Source organism: Streptomyces sp. NPDC004752 (genome assembly GCF_053601275.1).
This window is the reverse complement of record NZ_JBSGBN010000041.1, coordinates 29,041-44,535: the sequence shown is the minus strand read 5'-3', so window position 1 is coordinate 44,535 and position 15,495 is coordinate 29,041. Positions and strand designations below refer to the sequence as shown.

19 protein-coding genes are annotated in these 15,495 nt (G+C 68.5%); 8 read left to right on the top strand and 11 right to left on the bottom strand.

The annotated features are described in order from the left end of the window. Positions 1-122: 122 nt before the first annotated feature. Positions 123-1,220, bottom strand: a complete 1,098-nt coding sequence (locus ACWEKM_RS19100) for a glycerophosphodiester phosphodiesterase family protein (RefSeq protein ID WP_451622346.1) — start codon at positions 1,218-1,220, stop codon at positions 123-125. 234 nt (positions 1,221-1,454) lie between these two features. Between ACWEKM_RS19100 and ACWEKM_RS19095 the strand changes: the two genes are divergently transcribed. Further along, the gene (locus tag ACWEKM_RS19095; RefSeq protein ID WP_451622345.1) at positions 1,455-1,988 is read left to right on the top strand and encodes a DUF2165 domain-containing protein; all 534 of its coding nucleotides are present in this window, start codon (positions 1,455-1,457) and stop codon (positions 1,986-1,988) included. Here ACWEKM_RS19095 and ACWEKM_RS19090 read toward each other — a convergent pair. From ACWEKM_RS19090 to ACWEKM_RS19070, 5 genes are all read right to left on the bottom strand, one after another. Then, positions 1,981-2,541, bottom strand: coding sequence for a hypothetical protein (locus ACWEKM_RS19090; protein WP_451622344.1), 561 nt, complete (start codon positions 2,539-2,541; stop codon positions 1,981-1,983). The genes ACWEKM_RS19095 and ACWEKM_RS19090 overlap by 8 nt on opposite strands. A gap of 125 nt (positions 2,542-2,666) precedes the next feature. Beyond that, positions 2,667-5,252: a bifunctional FO biosynthesis protein CofGH gene (locus ACWEKM_RS19085; RefSeq protein WP_451622343.1), complete on the bottom strand. Its 2,586-nt coding sequence runs from the start codon at positions 5,250-5,252 to the stop codon at positions 2,667-2,669. A 307-nt stretch (positions 5,253-5,559) separates the two neighbouring features. After that, positions 5,560-5,949 carry a roadblock/LC7 domain-containing protein gene (locus ACWEKM_RS19080; RefSeq protein WP_451622342.1) on the bottom strand — a complete coding sequence of 130 codons (390 nt, stop codon included), beginning with the start codon at positions 5,947-5,949 and terminating at the stop codon, positions 5,560-5,562. 274 nt (positions 5,950-6,223) lie between these two features. After that, complete coding sequence (locus tag ACWEKM_RS19075) at positions 6,224-7,036, bottom strand: hypothetical protein (RefSeq protein ID WP_451622341.1); 813 nt, start codon at positions 7,034-7,036, stop codon at positions 6,224-6,226. Then, positions 7,033-7,386, bottom strand: a complete 354-nt coding sequence (locus tag ACWEKM_RS19070; protein ID WP_451622340.1) for a hypothetical protein — start codon at positions 7,384-7,386, stop codon at positions 7,033-7,035. Before ACWEKM_RS19070 ends, ACWEKM_RS19075 begins: the two co-directional genes overlap by 4 nt. A 141-nt stretch (positions 7,387-7,527) precedes the next feature. Here ACWEKM_RS19070 and ACWEKM_RS19065 point away from each other — a divergent pair, with 141 nt between their 5' ends. Next, positions 7,528-7,893 (top strand): hypothetical protein, encoded by a 366-nt coding sequence (locus tag ACWEKM_RS19065; protein WP_451622373.1) that lies wholly within the window; start codon positions 7,528-7,530, stop codon positions 7,891-7,893. Positions 7,894-7,954: 61 nt separating this feature from the next. Here ACWEKM_RS19065 and ACWEKM_RS19060 read toward each other — a convergent pair whose 3' ends face one another. From ACWEKM_RS19060 to ACWEKM_RS19050, 3 genes are all read right to left on the bottom strand, one after another. Then, positions 7,955-8,335, bottom strand: coding sequence for a hypothetical protein (locus ACWEKM_RS19060; protein WP_451622339.1), 381 nt, complete (start codon positions 8,333-8,335; stop codon positions 7,955-7,957). 854 nt (positions 8,336-9,189) lie between these two features. Next, positions 9,190-9,414 carry a DUF7848 domain-containing protein gene (locus tag ACWEKM_RS19055; protein WP_451622338.1) on the bottom strand — a complete coding sequence of 75 codons (225 nt, stop codon included), beginning with the start codon at positions 9,412-9,414 and terminating at the stop codon, positions 9,190-9,192. 13 nt (positions 9,415-9,427) lie between these two features. Next, complete coding sequence (locus ACWEKM_RS19050; protein WP_451622337.1) at positions 9,428-9,607, bottom strand: hypothetical protein; 180 nt, start codon at positions 9,605-9,607, stop codon at positions 9,428-9,430. Positions 9,608-9,995: 388 nt separating this feature from the next. On the opposite strand from ACWEKM_RS19050, the gene ACWEKM_RS19045 reads away from it, so the two are divergent. Continuing rightward, complete coding sequence (locus ACWEKM_RS19045; protein ID WP_451622336.1) at positions 9,996-10,520, top strand: DUF6879 family protein; 525 nt, start codon at positions 9,996-9,998, stop codon at positions 10,518-10,520. A 21-nt stretch (positions 10,521-10,541) separates the two neighbouring features. Next, the gene (locus ACWEKM_RS19040) at positions 10,542-11,390 is read left to right on the top strand and encodes a helix-turn-helix domain-containing protein (protein ID WP_451622335.1); all 849 of its coding nucleotides are present in this window, start codon (positions 10,542-10,544) and stop codon (positions 11,388-11,390) included. Between the two features lie 61 nt (positions 11,391-11,451). Here ACWEKM_RS19040 and ACWEKM_RS19035 read toward each other — a convergent pair whose 3' ends face one another. Continuing rightward, entirely contained in the window at positions 11,452-13,038 is a 1,587-nt protein-coding gene (locus ACWEKM_RS19035) for a hypothetical protein (protein ID WP_451622334.1), read from the bottom strand. Positions 13,039-13,161: 123 nt separating this feature from the next. Here ACWEKM_RS19035 and ACWEKM_RS19030 point away from each other — a divergent pair, with 123 nt between their 5' ends. Further along, entirely contained in the window at positions 13,162-13,362 is a 201-nt protein-coding gene (locus ACWEKM_RS19030; RefSeq protein ID WP_451622333.1) for a hypothetical protein, read from the top strand. A gap of 148 nt (positions 13,363-13,510) precedes the next feature. On the opposite strand, the gene ACWEKM_RS19025 is transcribed toward ACWEKM_RS19030, so the two are convergent. Further along, positions 13,511-13,948 carry an ATP-binding protein gene (locus ACWEKM_RS19025; RefSeq protein ID WP_451622332.1) on the bottom strand — a complete coding sequence of 146 codons (438 nt, stop codon included), beginning with the start codon at positions 13,946-13,948 and terminating at the stop codon, positions 13,511-13,513. 200 nt (positions 13,949-14,148) lie between these two features. Here ACWEKM_RS19025 and ACWEKM_RS19020 point away from each other — a divergent pair, with 200 nt between their 5' ends. The 3 genes from ACWEKM_RS19020 to ACWEKM_RS19010 form a co-directional block, all read left to right on the top strand. Then, complete coding sequence (locus tag ACWEKM_RS19020) at positions 14,149-15,003, top strand: Scr1 family TA system antitoxin-like transcriptional regulator (protein ID WP_451622331.1); 855 nt, start codon at positions 14,149-14,151, stop codon at positions 15,001-15,003. A gap of 13 nt (positions 15,004-15,016) precedes the next feature. After that, a complete protein-coding gene (locus ACWEKM_RS19015; RefSeq protein WP_451622330.1) occupies positions 15,017-15,220 on the top strand; it encodes a DUF397 domain-containing protein in 204 nt (67 codons plus the stop codon). 108 nt (positions 15,221-15,328) lie between these two features. Further along, positions 15,329-15,495 (top strand): DUF397 domain-containing protein (locus tag ACWEKM_RS19010; protein ID WP_451622372.1); only part of this gene is annotated, 167 nt, incomplete at its 3' end.

Genomic DNA, 15,495 nt, shown 5'->3' with positions numbered 1-15,495 from the left:
GGCGGAACGAACTCCCTGGGCTTCGCGGCGCGCTGACGCGGCGATGGTGTCGGCGGGAGTCGCCGACACCGTCGCCGCGAAGGACATCGCCGCGAAGGACGTCGCCGCGAAGGACTCCGGCGTCAGTGGTCGTGCGGCGCGGGGTATGCCTTGGGCAGGCGCATGCCGCGGTCGGCCATGATGTTCCGGACGTGGTTGGGGTAGTCGGTGATGATGCCGTCGATGCCCATGTCCATGAGCGCCTCGATGGTGGGGTTGTCGTCACAGGTCCACGGGATGACCTTCAGGCCGCGCTTGTGGGCGTCCTCGACCATCTTCTCGGAGACGTAGAACTTGAAGTTCGGGTCCGCGACGGTCCCGTTCTGCGGCATGCCGTAGACGGGCGAGAGCGCCTTGACGCCGGGGATGGCGGCGGCCGCCTTGACGAAGTCGCCGTCGTAGTCGTCGGCGTCGATGCCGCCGAGCCACGGGGAGGCGCCGGGCTTGCCGACCTGGAGGAAGTCGTAGTTCGTCAGCGCCACCAGCGGGTAGCGAGGCGCGAGCTTGTGCATCTGCTTCAGCGCGCCCCAGTCGAACGACTGGATGGTGACCTGCTTCTCGATCCCCGAGCGGTGGATCTCCTCGAAGACACGGCGTACGAACAGCTCGCGCGGGGCGGTCTGTTCGGGCGCGCCGGCCTCCACCTTGGTCTCGATGTTGAGCTTGACCTTCTTGGCCTTGTAGCTCTTCACCAGGTTGAGGACGTCCTTGAGCTCCACCATGCGGAAGCCCTTGATCTGCTCCTGCTCGGGGAAGCCGGGCAGTTGCTGGTAGCCGCAGTCCATCGTCTTGATCTGGGCCAGGGTCAGGTCCTTGATGTACTTGCCGACGTACGGGTACATCGGGTCACCCGGCGTCACCGGCCCGGTGTCCTTGCACTTCTGGGCGCTGATCTGCCGGTCGTGGTTGACCACGACCTTCTCGTCCTTGGTGACGTGCGTGTCCAGCTCCAGGGTGCTCACCCCGAGGCGCAGGGCCTTGCCGAAGCCCTCCAGGGACTCCTCGGTGGTCATGCCGATGCCGCCGCGGTGGGCCTGCAGATCGAAGTGGGTCTTCTGGGGAAGAACGTGCTGGGAAGCCTGCTGGGCGGTGGCCGCCTGGGCAGTGGCCGCCTGGGCGGTCGCCGGGGCAACGAGCGCGGGCACCACCGCCAGGACGGTGATCGCATGCCGGAGGAGCATCTGAAGCCTCGCTTGTGTCGGATCGACTGTGCCTCGTGAAGGTAGGGCGCGGGTAAAGCCGTCACCAAGCCTGGAGCATGAGGGCTGCATGAACGCCCGGGAAACGAGGCCGCCGAGCCGCGGACCAGGGCGGACAGCGAGACACCCCGGCTCGCGTACGCCGATGTGTCCTCCGCCTGCGTTCTGGCTCAATGCGTACGGGACACGGCGGAGTCGGCGGGGAAGGAACCGGTCATGGTCACCACCTCCACCGGACGCACCGCCGACACCGGTGCCGCCGCCGGGTCCCGGGGGCTTTCCCTGGCCGCAGGGGTGCTCACCGCCACCATCGCCCTCTACATCACGCTCGTCGCCATCGGGAACGTCACGGACTTCGGCACGAACCAGCAGTTCGTGCGGCATGTTCTGGCCATGGACACGACGTTCGGGGACGAGGACCTGATGGGGCGGGCCGTCACGAGCACCGCGCTCCAGGACGCCGCCTACGTCGCGATCATCGGGTGGGAGTGGGCCGCGGCCCTCGTCCTCATCGCCGGGACGTGGCTGTGGGTGCGCCGGGACCACGGACGGGCCCGGCGGGTGTCCACGTACGGGCTGCTGATGGTGATGCTGCTGTTCGGCGCCGGGTTCATCGCGATCGGCGGCGAGTGGTTCGCCATGTGGCAGTCGAAGACGTGGAACGGGCTGGCGGCGGCGACCCGGGGGTTCCTGCTCAGCGGCGTCGTGCTGCTGGTCGTCCAGCTGCCGGAGCGGTCGTCGGCTAGCTGACCACCGTCACCTTGGTGTCCGGTTCCGTGCCGAATGTCCACAGGGCCGCGCCGTCTGCCTTGGGCATCCGGATGCCGCTCGTCTGCTGGTCGGCGGCGGGTGACGGGGAGGAGCCGTCGACCGCGTTGGAGAAGGCGATCGACAGGCCCGACTTGCCGGCGAAGTAGAGGATGTGCTCGATCGGGACGCCGTCCGAACCGGTCGTGGTCGGCCGGGTGTTGGAGATCACGTAGGTGCCGGGGTCGGGGCTGATCGTCCCCGGCCATACGGTGAAGGTCCTGGTCGCCTGCTCCGCCGCGTCGACCAGCCACACCCGCTGCCGACCGAGCGAGTAGACGATGCGGCGGCCGGTGCCCGAGGCGTCCGGCACCTTCGGGGCCGCCGTCCGGGTCGGCTTGGGTGCCGGGTGCACGGACGGCGAGGCGCTGGGCCGGGCCGCCGCGGCCGTGGGGTGCGGCCCCTTGTCCGCCTGGACTGCGAGGGCGGCCACGGCCACGGTCGCGCCCACCGTCAGACCGGTGGACCAGGCCCACGAGGGCAGTCGGGCTGGCACGGGTTACGCATCTCCTCCGCTACGGGTCCCCGTCGAACGGGGGTCGGATCATCGTACTGTGGCCGTCCCGTGCGGCGGGCTCCCCAGGGGCGTCCCAGGGACGTCCCGGGGACGTCCCGGGGACGTCAGTCCAGCACCGGCAGCAGCTCCGGCAGATGGCCGTCCGAGGCCGCCGCCGCCCGCTGCCGCTCCTCGGGCACCGCCCCGTACAGCGTCGTGCGGGGCCGGGCCGGGCGGCCCGCCGCCTCGGCCACCGCGACCAGGTCGCGCACCGACTTGTAGGAACCGTAGGAGGAGCCCGCCATGCGGGAGATCGTCTCCTCCATCAGCGTGCCGCCCAGGTCGTTCGCGCCGGAGCGCAGCATCTGGGCCGCGCCCTCGGCGCCCAGCTTCACCCAGCTGGTCTGGATGTTGGGGATGTACGGGTGCAGCAGCAGCCGGGCCATCGCGGTCACCGCCCGGTTGTCCCGCGGCGTCGGGCCCGGCCGGGCGATGCCCGCCAGGTACACCGGTGCGTTGGTGTGGATGAACGGCAGCGTCACGAACTCCGTGAAGCCGCACGTCTCCCGCTGGATACGGGCCAGCGTGCGCAGATGGCCGAGCCAGTGGCGGGGCTGGTCCACATGGCCGTACATCATCGTCGAACTCGACCGGATGCCCAACTCGTGCGCGGTCGTGATCACTTCGATCCAGGTCGCCGTGGGCAGCTTGCCCTTGGTGAGCACCCAGCGCACCTCGTCGTCCAGGATCTCCGCCGCGGTGCCCGGGATGGTGTCGAGCCCGGCCTCCTTCGCCGCCGTCAGCCACTCGCGGATCGACAGGCCGGTGCGGGTGGCGCCGTTGACCACCTCCATCGGCGAAAAGGCGTGCACATGCATCCCCGGGACACGTTCCTTGACCGCCCGCGCGATGTCGAAGTACGCGGTGCCGGGCAGGTCCGGGTGGATGCCGCCCTGTATGCACACCTCCACCGCGCCTACGTCCCATGCCTGCTGGGCGCGGTCCGCGACCTGCTCCAGGGAGAGGGTGTAGGCGTCGGCGTCCGTGCGGCGCTGCGCGAACGCGCAGAAGCGGCAGCCGGTGTAGCAGACGTTGGTGAAGTTGATGTTGCGGGTGACGATGTAGGTGACGTCGTCGCCGACCGCCGCCCGGCGCACATCGTCGGCGATCCGGGTGAGTGCGTCCAGCGCCGGGCCGTCGGCGTGCAGCAGGGCCAGCGCCTCCGCGTCGGTCAGCCGGGCCGGGTCGTCGGCCGCGGTCGCCAGGGCCGCGCGTACGTCCGTGTCGATCCGGTCCGGTGCCATCCCGGGGGCCGCCGCCTCACGCAGGGCGGACCAGTCGCCGTACACCTCGTCGAAGTCGTCACGCCGGTCGGCGGTACGGCCCTCGGTGTCGATGGTGCGGTGCAGATCGGTACGGCCGGTGGCGACGAACGCCTCCTCGGGCTCCTGCCAGGGCAGCCCCGCCGGGCGGGCGTCGGGGCGCGCCAGGCCGGTCCGCGGGTCGGCGAGCGCGGCCACGTGCGGGCGCAGCCGCGGGTCCAGCCAGGGCTCGCCGCGCCGGACGAACTCCGGGTAGACGCACAGGCGTTCCCGCAGTTCGAAGCCGGCCGCCGCGGACTTCGCGGCCAGCTCCTCGATCTGCGGCCAGGGGCGTTCGGGGTTGACGTGGTCGATGGTGAGTGGGGAGATTCCGCCCCAGTCGTCGACGCCGGCGCCGATCAGCCGCCCGTACTCGGCGTCGACCAGGTTCGGCGGGGCCTGGAGGCAGGCGCTCGGGCCCATGATGTGCCGGGCGACCGCCACGGCGGCGACCAGCTCGTCCAGTTCCGCGTCCGGCATGCCGCGCATCGCCGTGTCCGGCTTGGCGCGGAAGTTCTGGATGATCAGCTCCTGGATGCCGTGGTGGGCCCGCGAGATCCGGCGCAGCGCGAACAGGGACTCCGCGCGCTCCTCATAGGTCTCGCCGATGCCGATCAGCAACCCGGAGGTGAAGGGGACGGAGGAACGGCCCGCGTCCTCCAGGACGCGCAGCCGTACGGCGGGTTCCTTGTCCGGGGAGCCGTGGTGCGGGCCGCCCGGCTCGGACCAGAGCCGGGTGGCGGTGGTCTCCAGCATCATGCCCATGGAGGGGGCGACCGGCTTGAGGCGCTGGAAGTCCGTCCAGGTCATGACGCCCGGGTTGAGGTGCGGGAGCAGGCCCGTCTCCTCCAGGATGCGGATGGAGACGGCCCGGACGTAGGCGATGGTGTCGTCGTAGCCGTGCGCGTCGAGCCATTCGCGCGCCTCGGGCCAGCGGTCCTCGGGTTTGTCGCCGAGGGTGATCAGGGCTTCCTTGCAGCCGAGTGCCGCGCCTTTGCGGGCGATGTCCAGGACCTCGTCCGGGGACATGAACATCCCGTGCCCGGCGCGGCGCAGCTTGCCGGGGACGGTGACGAAGGTGCAGTAGTGGCACTTGTCCCGGCACAGCCGGGTGAGGGGGACGAAGACGCTCTTCGAGTACGTGATGACGCCGGGCCTGCCCGCCGCATCGAGGCCCGCGTCCCGGACCCGGGCGGCGGACGCGGCGAGGTCGTCGAGGTCCTTGCCGCGCGCCTGGAGCAGCACCGCCGCCTCGAAGACATCGAGGGCGACGCCGTCCCGGGCGCGTTTGAGGGCGCGACGCATGGAGTTCTCGGTCGGGCCGGTTCCGGAGGTCGCGGAAGTCGTCATTCCTTGAGCATACGTTCGGGCTCCGCCGGTTCAGCGGGGTCGGGGGGTGGCTGGGAGATGGCTGGGGGATGGCTCGGAGTGTGCGGTGCGTTGCCGGGTGCGGGGGTGTTGTGGCTGGTCGCGCAGTTCCCCCCGCCCCCTGGGGGCGGGCCGACCGCACCGCCGCCGGTACAGCAGGGTCGGGGACAGCTCGGGAGATACTGTGCGGTGCCGAGTGCGGGCTCGTCGTGGCCGGTCGCGCAGTCCCCCGCCCCCTGGGGGCGGCTGCGTCCGCCTCGGCTACATGTACCAGCCCGCCTGAGAGCCGTCAGGCCGGGGTGTCCCCTTGGAGAATTTCCGCGAGGTGTGCCAGCGTCGTGTGGATGTCGCGCTGGAGGCGGGTCAGGTCCAGGCCGTCGTCGCCGAGGACGGTGAGCAGGGCTCGGTCGTTGATCGCCTGAACGACCACGTGCCGGTCCGCGCTGCGGGTGGTGACGTCGCGCAGGCCCGTACCGCCCGCCTCGTGGGCCATGCGGCGCGCGAGGCTGAGGGTGGCGGCGGAGAGGGCCGCGATGGACTCCGCGTGCACGGCGTCGACGTCGGCGGCGACAAGGAGGCCGTCGACGGTGGAGATCACCGTCTCGCTGACACCCATCACGCCTTCGCGCAGTGCCGTGAGCACCTCGACGAGTGGTTCGGGCTGGTGTATTTCAGGCATCTGCATTCCCGGCTTGTGTGGGGTGGCGTGCTGGGGTGTGCGGGCGTGGTTCAGGGCAGTCCCGCGAGACCCGCGCGGACGCTCTGGAGGAGGGCTGTCTCGGGCTGGTGCTCGGTGAGGTCCGTCGGGAAGGACGGTCGGTCGGGTGCCGCGCCGGGTCGGCGCGTGGGCAACGGCGGCAGCGGTGAGCGCGGACCTGTGCGGGTGCGAGCGAGTCTCAACTGCCGGGCGAGGGCGAGGTTACGCCGTTTGGACTTCCTGCGCCGACGCGGGTTCACACCACATCCGATCGGTGTGGGTGGTGTGCTCCGGGTGAGCGTTGTGGAAGCGGTGCCTGGGCGGCCGGAAGCGGGGTCCCGGTCCGGGGGCCGGGCATGCGCGGGGCGGTGCTGGGGCGGCCGAGCGGTGGTGTGTCGTGCTCGACGAGGCCGAGGGCGCGCAGGTGGGAGAGGTCGAGCATGACGGCGTACGTGCCGCGGCCCAGGGCGAAGGCGATGTCGCGGGGGGTGCGACGGCCGTTGGCGGCTTCCAGGATGGCCGTGTGTCTCGGGAGAAGACGGGCCGGGGAAGCGTTGGCCGTACGGATGCGGGTGCGGGCCAACTCCGTTGCTGATCCCCAGAGTTCTGTGATGGTGGCGAGGCGGCGAGTGGTCTCGGCGGTGACGAGGTGCGGGGCGAAGGCGCGGGCCGTGACGACAGGCCGGGACGGCTCGCGTACCTCCCACTCGGCGGCGGAGCCGAGGCCGAGGGCGAAGGCGCCGTCGAACAGCGCCGCTGTACAGACGATCTCGAACTCTTCCGGGGTCAACAGGCCGCGTCGACGAAGTTCGTCGCGCAGGGTGTTCCCGTCGGAGCCGCTTGCCGCGCAGGCCATCGCCCAGGCGCTGTCCTCGACTCGCCCTGATTTCAGGAGAGTCGACTCCGCGCTGGGGGCGCCGGGGGTGTCCACCCCCACGATCCTGCCCTGGCGCAGGTGGATGGTGCCGCCCGGGCTGCCGCCGACAGTGACCGCCGCGTCGCGCTCATCCTCATGGAGAGCGGCGAGGAGGGCGGGGAGGTTACGCGGGGCGGCGTCCGCAGCCTTCACGCGATCACCTCGGCGGCATAGAGGCCCAAGCGGTGCAGGACCAAGGCCAGGTTGGCCTGGCCGCGCTCCAACTCGGCGGTCAGCAGCAGAGGATCGCCCTGCCGGGGCACGGTGGCGATGACGAGCAGGCGGTTGGTTCCCGTGATGACGATGCTCTCCAACTCGCCTTGCGTACCAGCCGCGTTCAGTCCATTGCCGATGAGAGCTGTGAGGCGGCTGCACTCGATGGGATCCGAGTCGTTCGTTCCAGCGTCGCCGTACGTCAGTCCCGTGACCGCGTCGATGAGCGTGACACCCGTGACGCCTGGCAGTTCCAGCAGGCAGCTCAGGGAGGCTTCGACTGATGACAACGGGACTCACCTTTCACCGATGCTTCACACGGCAACTGAAGGCACAGTACTTTAAGTCGAAACGTTCAGGACAGGGTGCAAGGCGCTCAGATTCTGAACTTTCTGCCACATCGCACCAACGCACAAGTGAAGGGCATGACCATGAACATCGAGACCGCGCTCAAGGAAGCCATGGCGATCGACGGCGCCCTCGGCGTCGCTCTGGTCGACTACGAAAGCGGCATGTCGCTCGGGGTCCTCGGCGGTGGCCAGGGGCTGGACCTGGAGGTGGCCGCCGCGGGCAACACCGAGGTGGTCCGCGCCAAGACCCGCACGCTCGGACTGCTCAAGTTGGAGGACTCGATCGAGGACATCCTCATCACGCTCGGCGCGCAATACCACATCGTCCGCCCGCTGGGCAAAAGCGGCGGGAGCCTCTTCCTCTACCTCGCGTTGGACCGTTCACGCGGCAACCTGGCGCTGGCTCGGCACGCGCTCAAGCGCATAGAGGGCGAGCTGCAGGTCTGAGCGGGGTCTCCCCGGTTACGGGCACGCCCCGCGCAGTTATGGACCTGCGGTGAACTGCCCGTCAGGGTTTGTGCAGCCAGCCGCGGTCGGCGAGTTTGGGCATCTTCGCCCGCAAAGGTTTCAGCCTGCCGTGCACCGAGGCGTCCAGACCCAGCCGCTCGCCGACCGCCCTGACCTGCGCCGGGCCGTCGGCCTCCCGCAGGATCGCCAGGATCTTGCGGTAGCCGTCGGGCAGCGTGCCCTCGTCGGCCGCGTCGCTGCGGTGCGGGATGAGCAGGACTGCCCGCCCGGCCACCTTCGCCGATGCCGGAGCGACAGCCCCGGCATCGGCCCGGGCCTGCTCGGCCAGGCGGTTCAACACCCGCTCTGTGACCGCCAGTTCATCCAGCTCGGCGCGGAACTCCTGGAGTTGCTTGGCCAATTCCTCCGCGGGGGCGTCCACTTCGCTCCGGCGGGCGGTGATCCACTGCCGCTCCTGCGTTCCCCCGTGCCCTCCCGTGTTCTCACGGCGTGCCGACCTGCTGACGGATCGTAGGCGGGGACCGGTCTTGGGCGCAGCCGAACCCGGCATCCCGCCGGAGCCGGACCTGCCCGATGATCTACGCCATGGTCATCGGCCGCCGACCGGCACGAGTATCCAACTCGCCCTTCACACCAGACCCGCAACCTGCGACTTCACGATGCACACCGCTCAGGGGGCGGCTGCGTCCGCCTCGGCTACATGTACCAGCCCGCCTGACAGCTCGGGAGGTGCGGTGCGTTGCCGAGTGCGGGCTCGTCGTGGCCGGTCGCGCGGTTCCCCGCGCCCCTTGGCTTGGGGTGGCAGCACCACCCCTCGAGCCGGCCGCCCCCCCACGGACGGGCTGTAGTGAGGTTCATTGCGGAGGTGGCGTTCTCCATCTCGGCAACAACTCGCCCATGCCCCAGGCGTGGAGAGCGGCCGATACAAGCAGGCGGGCCCGCTGCGCGGACTCCGGCTCGCGCGGCCACGTCTCGGAGCAGCTGGGAGTGCCTGTCCCAGCGGATCCGGCAGCAGCGGTCATGGTCACGGAGTCATCTCTCCGGGGAGGCGGTTCGGTGTGCGATACCAAGCCAACCGCTGATGAGCGATAGGTGCCACGGCATCCATACGGCACCCTTGCTGGTGTGCGCGGGCAGGAGGCATGGGGACAGGTCCGCTGCCTCAGCTCCAGATCAACGAAGCCGCACCAGTCCCGCTGCCGGCGTGAGCCGTTCGGTGGACATCGTCAAGAGCGCACCGCCGCACCACCGGATGCAGGATAGATCGGCGGGACCCTACTCGACACGCTCGACCAGGGCGAACGACGTGCAGCTGCGCCGGAAGTCCTTGTGTCCGGGGGTCAAACCGGTGTGGCGCATGCACTCGATATCCACGACCTCGTCGTCGGTCGAGGGTGTCGCCGCCCAATCGCATCTCAGGCACTTGGCTTCGAACGTCACGTCGGTGTTGGGGTGCTTTGCAATCCTGTGCTGCACGTACCGCAGCATGGAGCGGGTCACCGTTATCACCCCCTCATGCACTGCACTGGAGGTGGCGGTACACGACCACGGGTGAACCCGACTGCCGTTCCAGGATGCCGCGCCGGACCTGCTCAAGGGCCTTGATCGGCTGCATGCAGGCCGGACACGTCTCGCCCTTGGGTGCGTAGGTCGTGTACTCGAACTTCGACGCGTCTGTGTCTGCTGTTGGCATGGGATGCTCCCCGATTCTTCGTAACACCGGTTACGACGGTAGGGAGCTGTGAACGGGCCGGTCCACGAAGTTGCACGCGGTTGCACGCAGCGTCAGGCGACCTTGACGCCCTGGTCACGACACCGTGAGGCTCTGGTGCAGCTGCAAGCAACCGGCGCGGCATGGGGAGGGGCAATGCAACTACGGTTCGTCGGGAAAGATCCAGAGTCCGGAGATCACGGCTGCCCGGCCGTCTGGGTGGACGAAGACACACACGATCTCGTCATCCAGGGCATCAGGGCCGACGCTGACACGGTCGCCCGGACCGTCCAGGACAGCCCGCTCCCGGACCATGAGGAAGTGATCCGACTGCCGCAGCGCATGGTTGCGCTTCTGAAGGAGGCACTTGATGGCGCAGAACCTCGATAGCTTCGCCGACCTGATCCGGTCCGCGAAGCGTTCCGCCGTCCACCTTGAGATGCGGGACGTCTACGCGATCTCCGACGAGGACGAGGGGTTCGCGGCGTGGAGGCGTGGTCACCGGCTCGACCTTGACAACCGACAGTCTTGGTGGCGTCCCTGGCTCGACCTCGTCCAGGACGTCGTCGCCAGAGGCGTTGTGATGCGCCGCGCCCGGATCGTGGGGGAGCCGCCGAGCGAGTACATCCGCTACGAGCACTCGTTCACGTTCACCAACGTCGCCGCAGGTGAGGAGGTCCGCTGGCTTCCGAGGAGGCAAGCATCCGATCTCGCCCTTCCAGGTAACGACTTCTGGCTCTTTGACGATTGCATTGTCCAGTTCAACGTCTTTGACGGTGATGGCCGTTGGGTCCACACCGACCAGACCGACGCGCCAACCGTCGCCCGGCTGTGCTCGACCGCCTTCAACTACGTCTGGGAGCGTGGTATCCCGCACGAGAAGTACGTCATCTGAAGAAGTCCGGTACGTCAGTTCATGTCCACGTCGCCTCTGTCCACCGCCCGGGCTGCCCGCGCGGCCATTGCCGCCCGGCTGGTCGAGATCAGAGAGGACGCCGGGCTCACCGGGCATGACCTGGCGCAACGGTGCGGCTGGCACAAGTCGAAGTCGTCGCGCATCGCACGCGCCAAGACCGTTCCGTCCGATGCCGACATACGTGCATGGTGCCGGACCTGCGGTGTGGAGGATCAGGCAGCGGATCTGATCGCCGCCTCTCGCACCGCCGAGTCCATGTACGCCCACTGGGCGCAGATCCACCGTGACGGCATGCGGCGCGTCCATGAGAAGACCGTCCCGCTGTACGAGCGCACCACGCATTTCCGGGTCTACGCATCGAACTTGGTCCCCGGCATGCTCCAGACCGCCGACTACGCGACGGGACTACTGCGGTCCATCACGGAGTTCCAGGGCACCCCTGACGACGTGGCCGACGCAGTACAGGCACGACTGAACCGCTCCCGAGTGGTCCACGAGGGCACCCACCTGTTCGCCCTACTGCTTGAAGAGGCTGTGCTCTACTACCGGGTCTGTGACGACACAGCCATGGCCGATCAACTCCGATACCTGCTGGACGTGATGTCCCGACCGAACGTATCTCTCGGGATCATTCCGTTCACGGCCCGCCGCACCGTCTGGGCCTTGGAAGCCTTCTACGCCTTCGACAACGCCCAGGTGGCCGTCGAGACGCTGACGGCGGAGGTCAACATCACGGCCCCCGGCGAGATCCGCATGTATCTCAAGGCGTTCGCCGAACTGTCCAGGATCGCCGTGCACGGCACCGACGCCCGGGCTTTGATCGTCAGGGCCATCGATGTCTGGGGGTGACCTGCCAGACTCCGCCAAGGCCCGCTCAGAGAACCCCGTTGTCGGCTTGTGGGTCAATTGGTCACGTTTTGAGATGCTCAAGATAGTCGATCACCTCGGTGCTCAAGCTGCCGGAGTGATCGTGTGCCCACTGCAGCACTTTCGGCCCCAGCACGGCCAGTTGGTCGAGCGGGCCCGGGGCGCTCGACCTTGCGGCTTCTCGATACACCGCCTGCGCGAAACGAGCGGCCGTTTCCGGGGAGGACTGCGCCGCGATGAAGACGAACAGCGTACGGAGACTGCGTTCATCCAATTCTTGCAGCCCCCGGTAGAGACGCCCTGCCTCTTCAGCGGAGTCTCGAGCTATCCGTGCAAAAGAAACCACGACATCGAGGACGACCTCTGCCGCGTCGGGTCGCCCGGCCTCGAACAAACCGACAGCCACGAGGTAGGGGAAAGAATCCTGCAGATAAAGGCCTACCGCTTCCCGGACCGCTGCTCTGAAGAGACCAGTCGATTCCTGGACCGTCAGGACCTGAAGGATCAGGTCGACGGCATACGATGCCGTGTCCGCCCCGACCACCACTTCGGTCAGTGCGTTGTCCCATAGGTCCATGCCGGCTGGTCCAAGTTCTGCCAGCCCCCGGCAGAAAGCAGCCACGTTACGCAGAGTAATGCGTGAAGCGATCGCGTTCGCCAACGCGTGATCGCCCAACAGGAGCCGGTCATAGTCGGACATCCTCCTGACGACATTCAACACATCATCGACAGGCCGCAGACGGCCGATGTCCGCCATGAAGGGGGCGAGGCGCCAACTCCCGTACGTTTCCATCAACCACAGCGACAGCTCAACCAACTCGTCCACCGGCCGCGACCATGCCGCTTCGGTGAGCTCCCGGGTGGCCTCCGGAAAGTTCTCCTCCCCCCACATCCGCTCCAGTTGCGCTTTGAGGACATCGACAGGCGCCTCCCCCGCCGGACCACGTTCGGCCAGGTCCGCCTCCAGCCGCAGGACCTGCTCCCGCAGTTCGCGACTGTGTTCCTCCGCCTCGGACCGCAGCCTCTCCGCCTCGCGCAGGTCGTTCTTCAGGTTCTCGATCTCGCGTAGCAGGGCGTCCCGTGAGGCGGTGACGGACTCCCGTTCCCGTTGTGACTCGATCTCCGTGCGGGCGGCGTTCGCCCGGTCTGCTGCCCAGTCCGCCTGCAGGCGGACCAGCTCCCGGCCCACCTCGTGGACCTGTGACTCCTTCTGCTCCAAGAGGAGTTGCAGGGCCTCGACTGTGCGATGGGCACGCTCGGCGTCACGCCTGGACCGCGTCAAGTCGGTGCGCAGGTTCTCCAGTCGGAACGCGTCCGGGTCGCATGCCTTCAGCGCCGTGAGCCAGGTCGTCTCGATCTTCTCCCTGACCTCGGGGGTGACGGAGCTTCCCCGTTCCGCCTCCACCTCGGAGATCAACCGGTCGACGAAATGCCGCGGCGAGATGCGGCGCCCGCTCAGATACCGCGAGACCACAGAGGCGTCGAGGTGTACGCGACACGCGTACTGCCGCTGGCTGATGTCCAGCGTGTTGAAGAGACTTCGCAACATGGTACCGAGCGCGGCAAGTTCCGGCATCTCGCCGCGTTCGGCCTCTGACGAATTCCCTGATGAACGAGCTACCTCCGACATGGTGTCCCCCGCTGTGGATTGCCCCGGCCATGGCACCGTCGTGCGCCTTTCGCAACGTAGCCGAACAGCCGGAGGGTTTCGACGACAACCGGACGTCTCCCGAACCGGAAGGAACCCACCACCATGCTCATCGCCGCCCCCTGGGCACAGCGCGTCCTCATCGTCCTGTTCGCGCTCGTACCCGTGCTCGTCGTCACCCTGGCCTTCGTGCCCGCGCTGCTCGTACTGCCCTTTCTGCGGCACAGGACCGCCCATGCGGTCTCCATCGTGCGTCAGCTGGCGATGTGGACCCGAGCACTGCTGCTCTCCAGCCGGGAACAGTGACCGGGACGCGGGAGGGTGACTCGGTCCACCTCCTGTGGATCACGGAAGTAGTACACGACGCTGAGCGCACCGCGCAGGTCGTCCACGGTCCGGATCATGATCAGCTCCTGATGAACGGGTATCGCTCCAGCTCCCAGTACGGCCCTGGTCACCCCGCCGCCCGGCCGCCGCACTCGGCCCACAGCAGTTTGCCGCCGCCCGACGCGCCCGGCTTGCGGAGCACTGACGCACCCCACGCGTCCGCGCAGGCCCGTACCAGGGGCAGTCCACGGCCGTGTTCGGCGTCCGGCGGGGGCGCCGGGGCAGCCGCGTTCGGGAATCCGGGCGGGACGCGGGGATCCGTGTCCCATACGGTCACCCGGAGGCGGCCGGGCTCGGCCGAGCGGAGGCGGAGGGCGTACGGGCCGTTGGTGTGACAGTGCGAGTTGGCCAGCAGTTCCGCCGCCAGGAGCTCCGCGGTGGGGGTGAGTTCGGGCATCTCGTGAGCAGCGAGAATCAGTCTCAGGGTGCCCCGCGCGATACCCGGTGCGCGTGGATCGTGCGGGAGGTGCAGGGTGTAGTTCCAGGAGGGGGATACGGTGGCCATCGGAAGTCTCCGGTCACTGAGGGGAGTTGGACAGATGCCTGGTGTCTCTGCCGTGGCGTCCCACGGTGCGCTCCAGGTGGGGCGCCCAGCAACGACAATAGGGGTCTCGCAAAGCCGCTTTGCGAGCTTTCGAAGAATCTCGGCGCCATCTCCCTCATGTGGGTGACAAGCTCATTGCACGCCCGCTAGGAAGAGGTCTCATGACGCCACGGCCCGCGCCAACCGCCCGACGCGTCCGCCTCGCCACAGAGCTGCGCAAACTCCGCGAGCGGGCAGGTCTGAGTTCCACCGAGGCCGCACAGATGCTCGGCACCAGCTCGGGTCAACTCAGCAACGTGGAGTCGGCCAGGTTCGGGGTGAGCCCCGACCGCGTCCGGGCGATGGCCAACATCTACTCGTGCACGAACCAGCCTTACATCGACGCCCTCGTGGACATGGCCGCGGAGAAGACACGCGGCTGGTGGTGGGAGACTTACCGCGAGGTGCTTCCGTCAGGACTGCTCACCCTCGCCGAACTGGAACACCACGCGACGGCCATCCGTACCGCCTTCACCGCTCACATCCCCGGCATGCTCCAGACTGCCGAACACGCCCGGGAGATCTTCAGCAAGGCGATCCCGGCTCCCACACCGCCGGAAGTGGAGCACCGTGTCTCGCACCGCATCAAACGCCAGGACGTGGTGTTCCGGGAGAACCCGAATCCGTACAGCACCGTCATCCACGAAGCTGCCCTGCACATGCGGGTGGGCGGCCGGAGGGTGGCCCGCGACCAGCTCAGGCATCTGATCAGCATGAGCTTGCGGGACCACATCACCCTTCGGGTACTTCCCTTCGACGTCGGGGCGTTCCCGGGGTCGGGCCAGTCCATCAACTACCTGTGCGGCCCCGTACCTGAGCTTGACACCGTGCAGCTGGACCAGTTCCACGGCCCCCTACTGGTCTGTGCCGAGGCCCACTTGGAGAAGTACCGACGCCTCCTGGAGGTCGTAGGAGCCGCCGCTCTCAGCCCCGAGAAGTCCCGGGACCTGATCCACGCCATCGCCCAGAACCTGTAGTAGAGGAGCCGGAATGTCCACGCGCCGCTGGCAGAAGTCGTCCTACTGCCAAGAAGGGGAGGCATGCGTCCACATATCCACCGCCTCCACCACCATCCACCTCACCGACCGCCCCACCCCGCCCCAAACCGTCCTCACCACCAGCCCCGCCGCCTTCACCGCCCTCCTCCACGCGCTGAAGACCCACGCTCCCCTCGCCCAGATCACCGGACGGTGACCCCACCCAGGTGACCCCACACAGCGGCGCCCCGACCACGTCGGCGACCACCGCCGCGTAGCCGGGACCTGATCCATACGATCGCCTAGAACCTGTGAAGGAGCCGACGTGTCCCAGAACCGCTGGCAAAAGTCGTCCTACTGCCAGGAAGGCGACGCCTGCGTCCACATATCCACCGCTTCCACCACCATCCACCTCACCGACCGCCCCACCCCGCCCCAAACCGTCCTCACCACCAGCCCCGCCGCCTTCACCGCCCTCCTCCACGCGCTGAA

What these genes read in the sequence shown, in the direction of transcription:
- ACWEKM_RS19100 (WP_451622346.1), bottom strand. Translation starts at nt 1,220, where the DNA reads ATGCTCCTCCGGCATGCGATCACCGTCCTGGCGGTGGTGCCCGCGCTC.
- ACWEKM_RS19095 (WP_451622345.1), top strand. Translation starts at nt 1,455, where the DNA reads ATGGTCACCACCTCCACCGGACGCACCGCCGACACCGGTGCCGCCGCC.
- ACWEKM_RS19085 (WP_451622343.1), bottom strand. Translation starts at nt 5,252, where the DNA reads ATGACGACTTCCGCGACCTCCGGAACCGGCCCGACCGAGAACTCCATG.
- ACWEKM_RS19080 (WP_451622342.1), bottom strand. Translation starts at nt 5,949, where the DNA reads ATGCCTGAAATACACCAGCCCGAACCACTCGTCGAGGTGCTCACGGCA.
- ACWEKM_RS19065 (WP_451622373.1), top strand. Translation starts at nt 7,528, where the DNA reads ATGAACATCGAGACCGCGCTCAAGGAAGCCATGGCGATCGACGGCGCC.
- ACWEKM_RS19050 (WP_451622337.1), bottom strand. Translation starts at nt 9,607, where the DNA reads ATGCCAACAGCAGACACAGACGCGTCGAAGTTCGAGTACACGACCTAC.
- ACWEKM_RS19045 (WP_451622336.1), top strand. Translation starts at nt 9,996, where the DNA reads ATGGCGCAGAACCTCGATAGCTTCGCCGACCTGATCCGGTCCGCGAAG.
- ACWEKM_RS19040 (WP_451622335.1), top strand. Translation starts at nt 10,542, where the DNA reads ATGTCCACGTCGCCTCTGTCCACCGCCCGGGCTGCCCGCGCGGCCATT.
- ACWEKM_RS19035 (WP_451622334.1), bottom strand. Translation starts at nt 13,038, where the DNA reads ATGTCGGAGGTAGCTCGTTCATCAGGGAATTCGTCAGAGGCCGAACGC.
- ACWEKM_RS19030 (WP_451622333.1), top strand. Translation starts at nt 13,162, where the DNA reads ATGCTCATCGCCGCCCCCTGGGCACAGCGCGTCCTCATCGTCCTGTTC.
- ACWEKM_RS19025 (WP_451622332.1), bottom strand. Translation starts at nt 13,948, where the DNA reads ATGGCCACCGTATCCCCCTCCTGGAACTACACCCTGCACCTCCCGCAC.
- ACWEKM_RS19020 (WP_451622331.1), top strand. Translation starts at nt 14,149, where the DNA reads ATGACGCCACGGCCCGCGCCAACCGCCCGACGCGTCCGCCTCGCCACA.
- ACWEKM_RS19015 (WP_451622330.1), top strand. Translation starts at nt 15,017, where the DNA reads ATGTCCACGCGCCGCTGGCAGAAGTCGTCCTACTGCCAAGAAGGGGAG.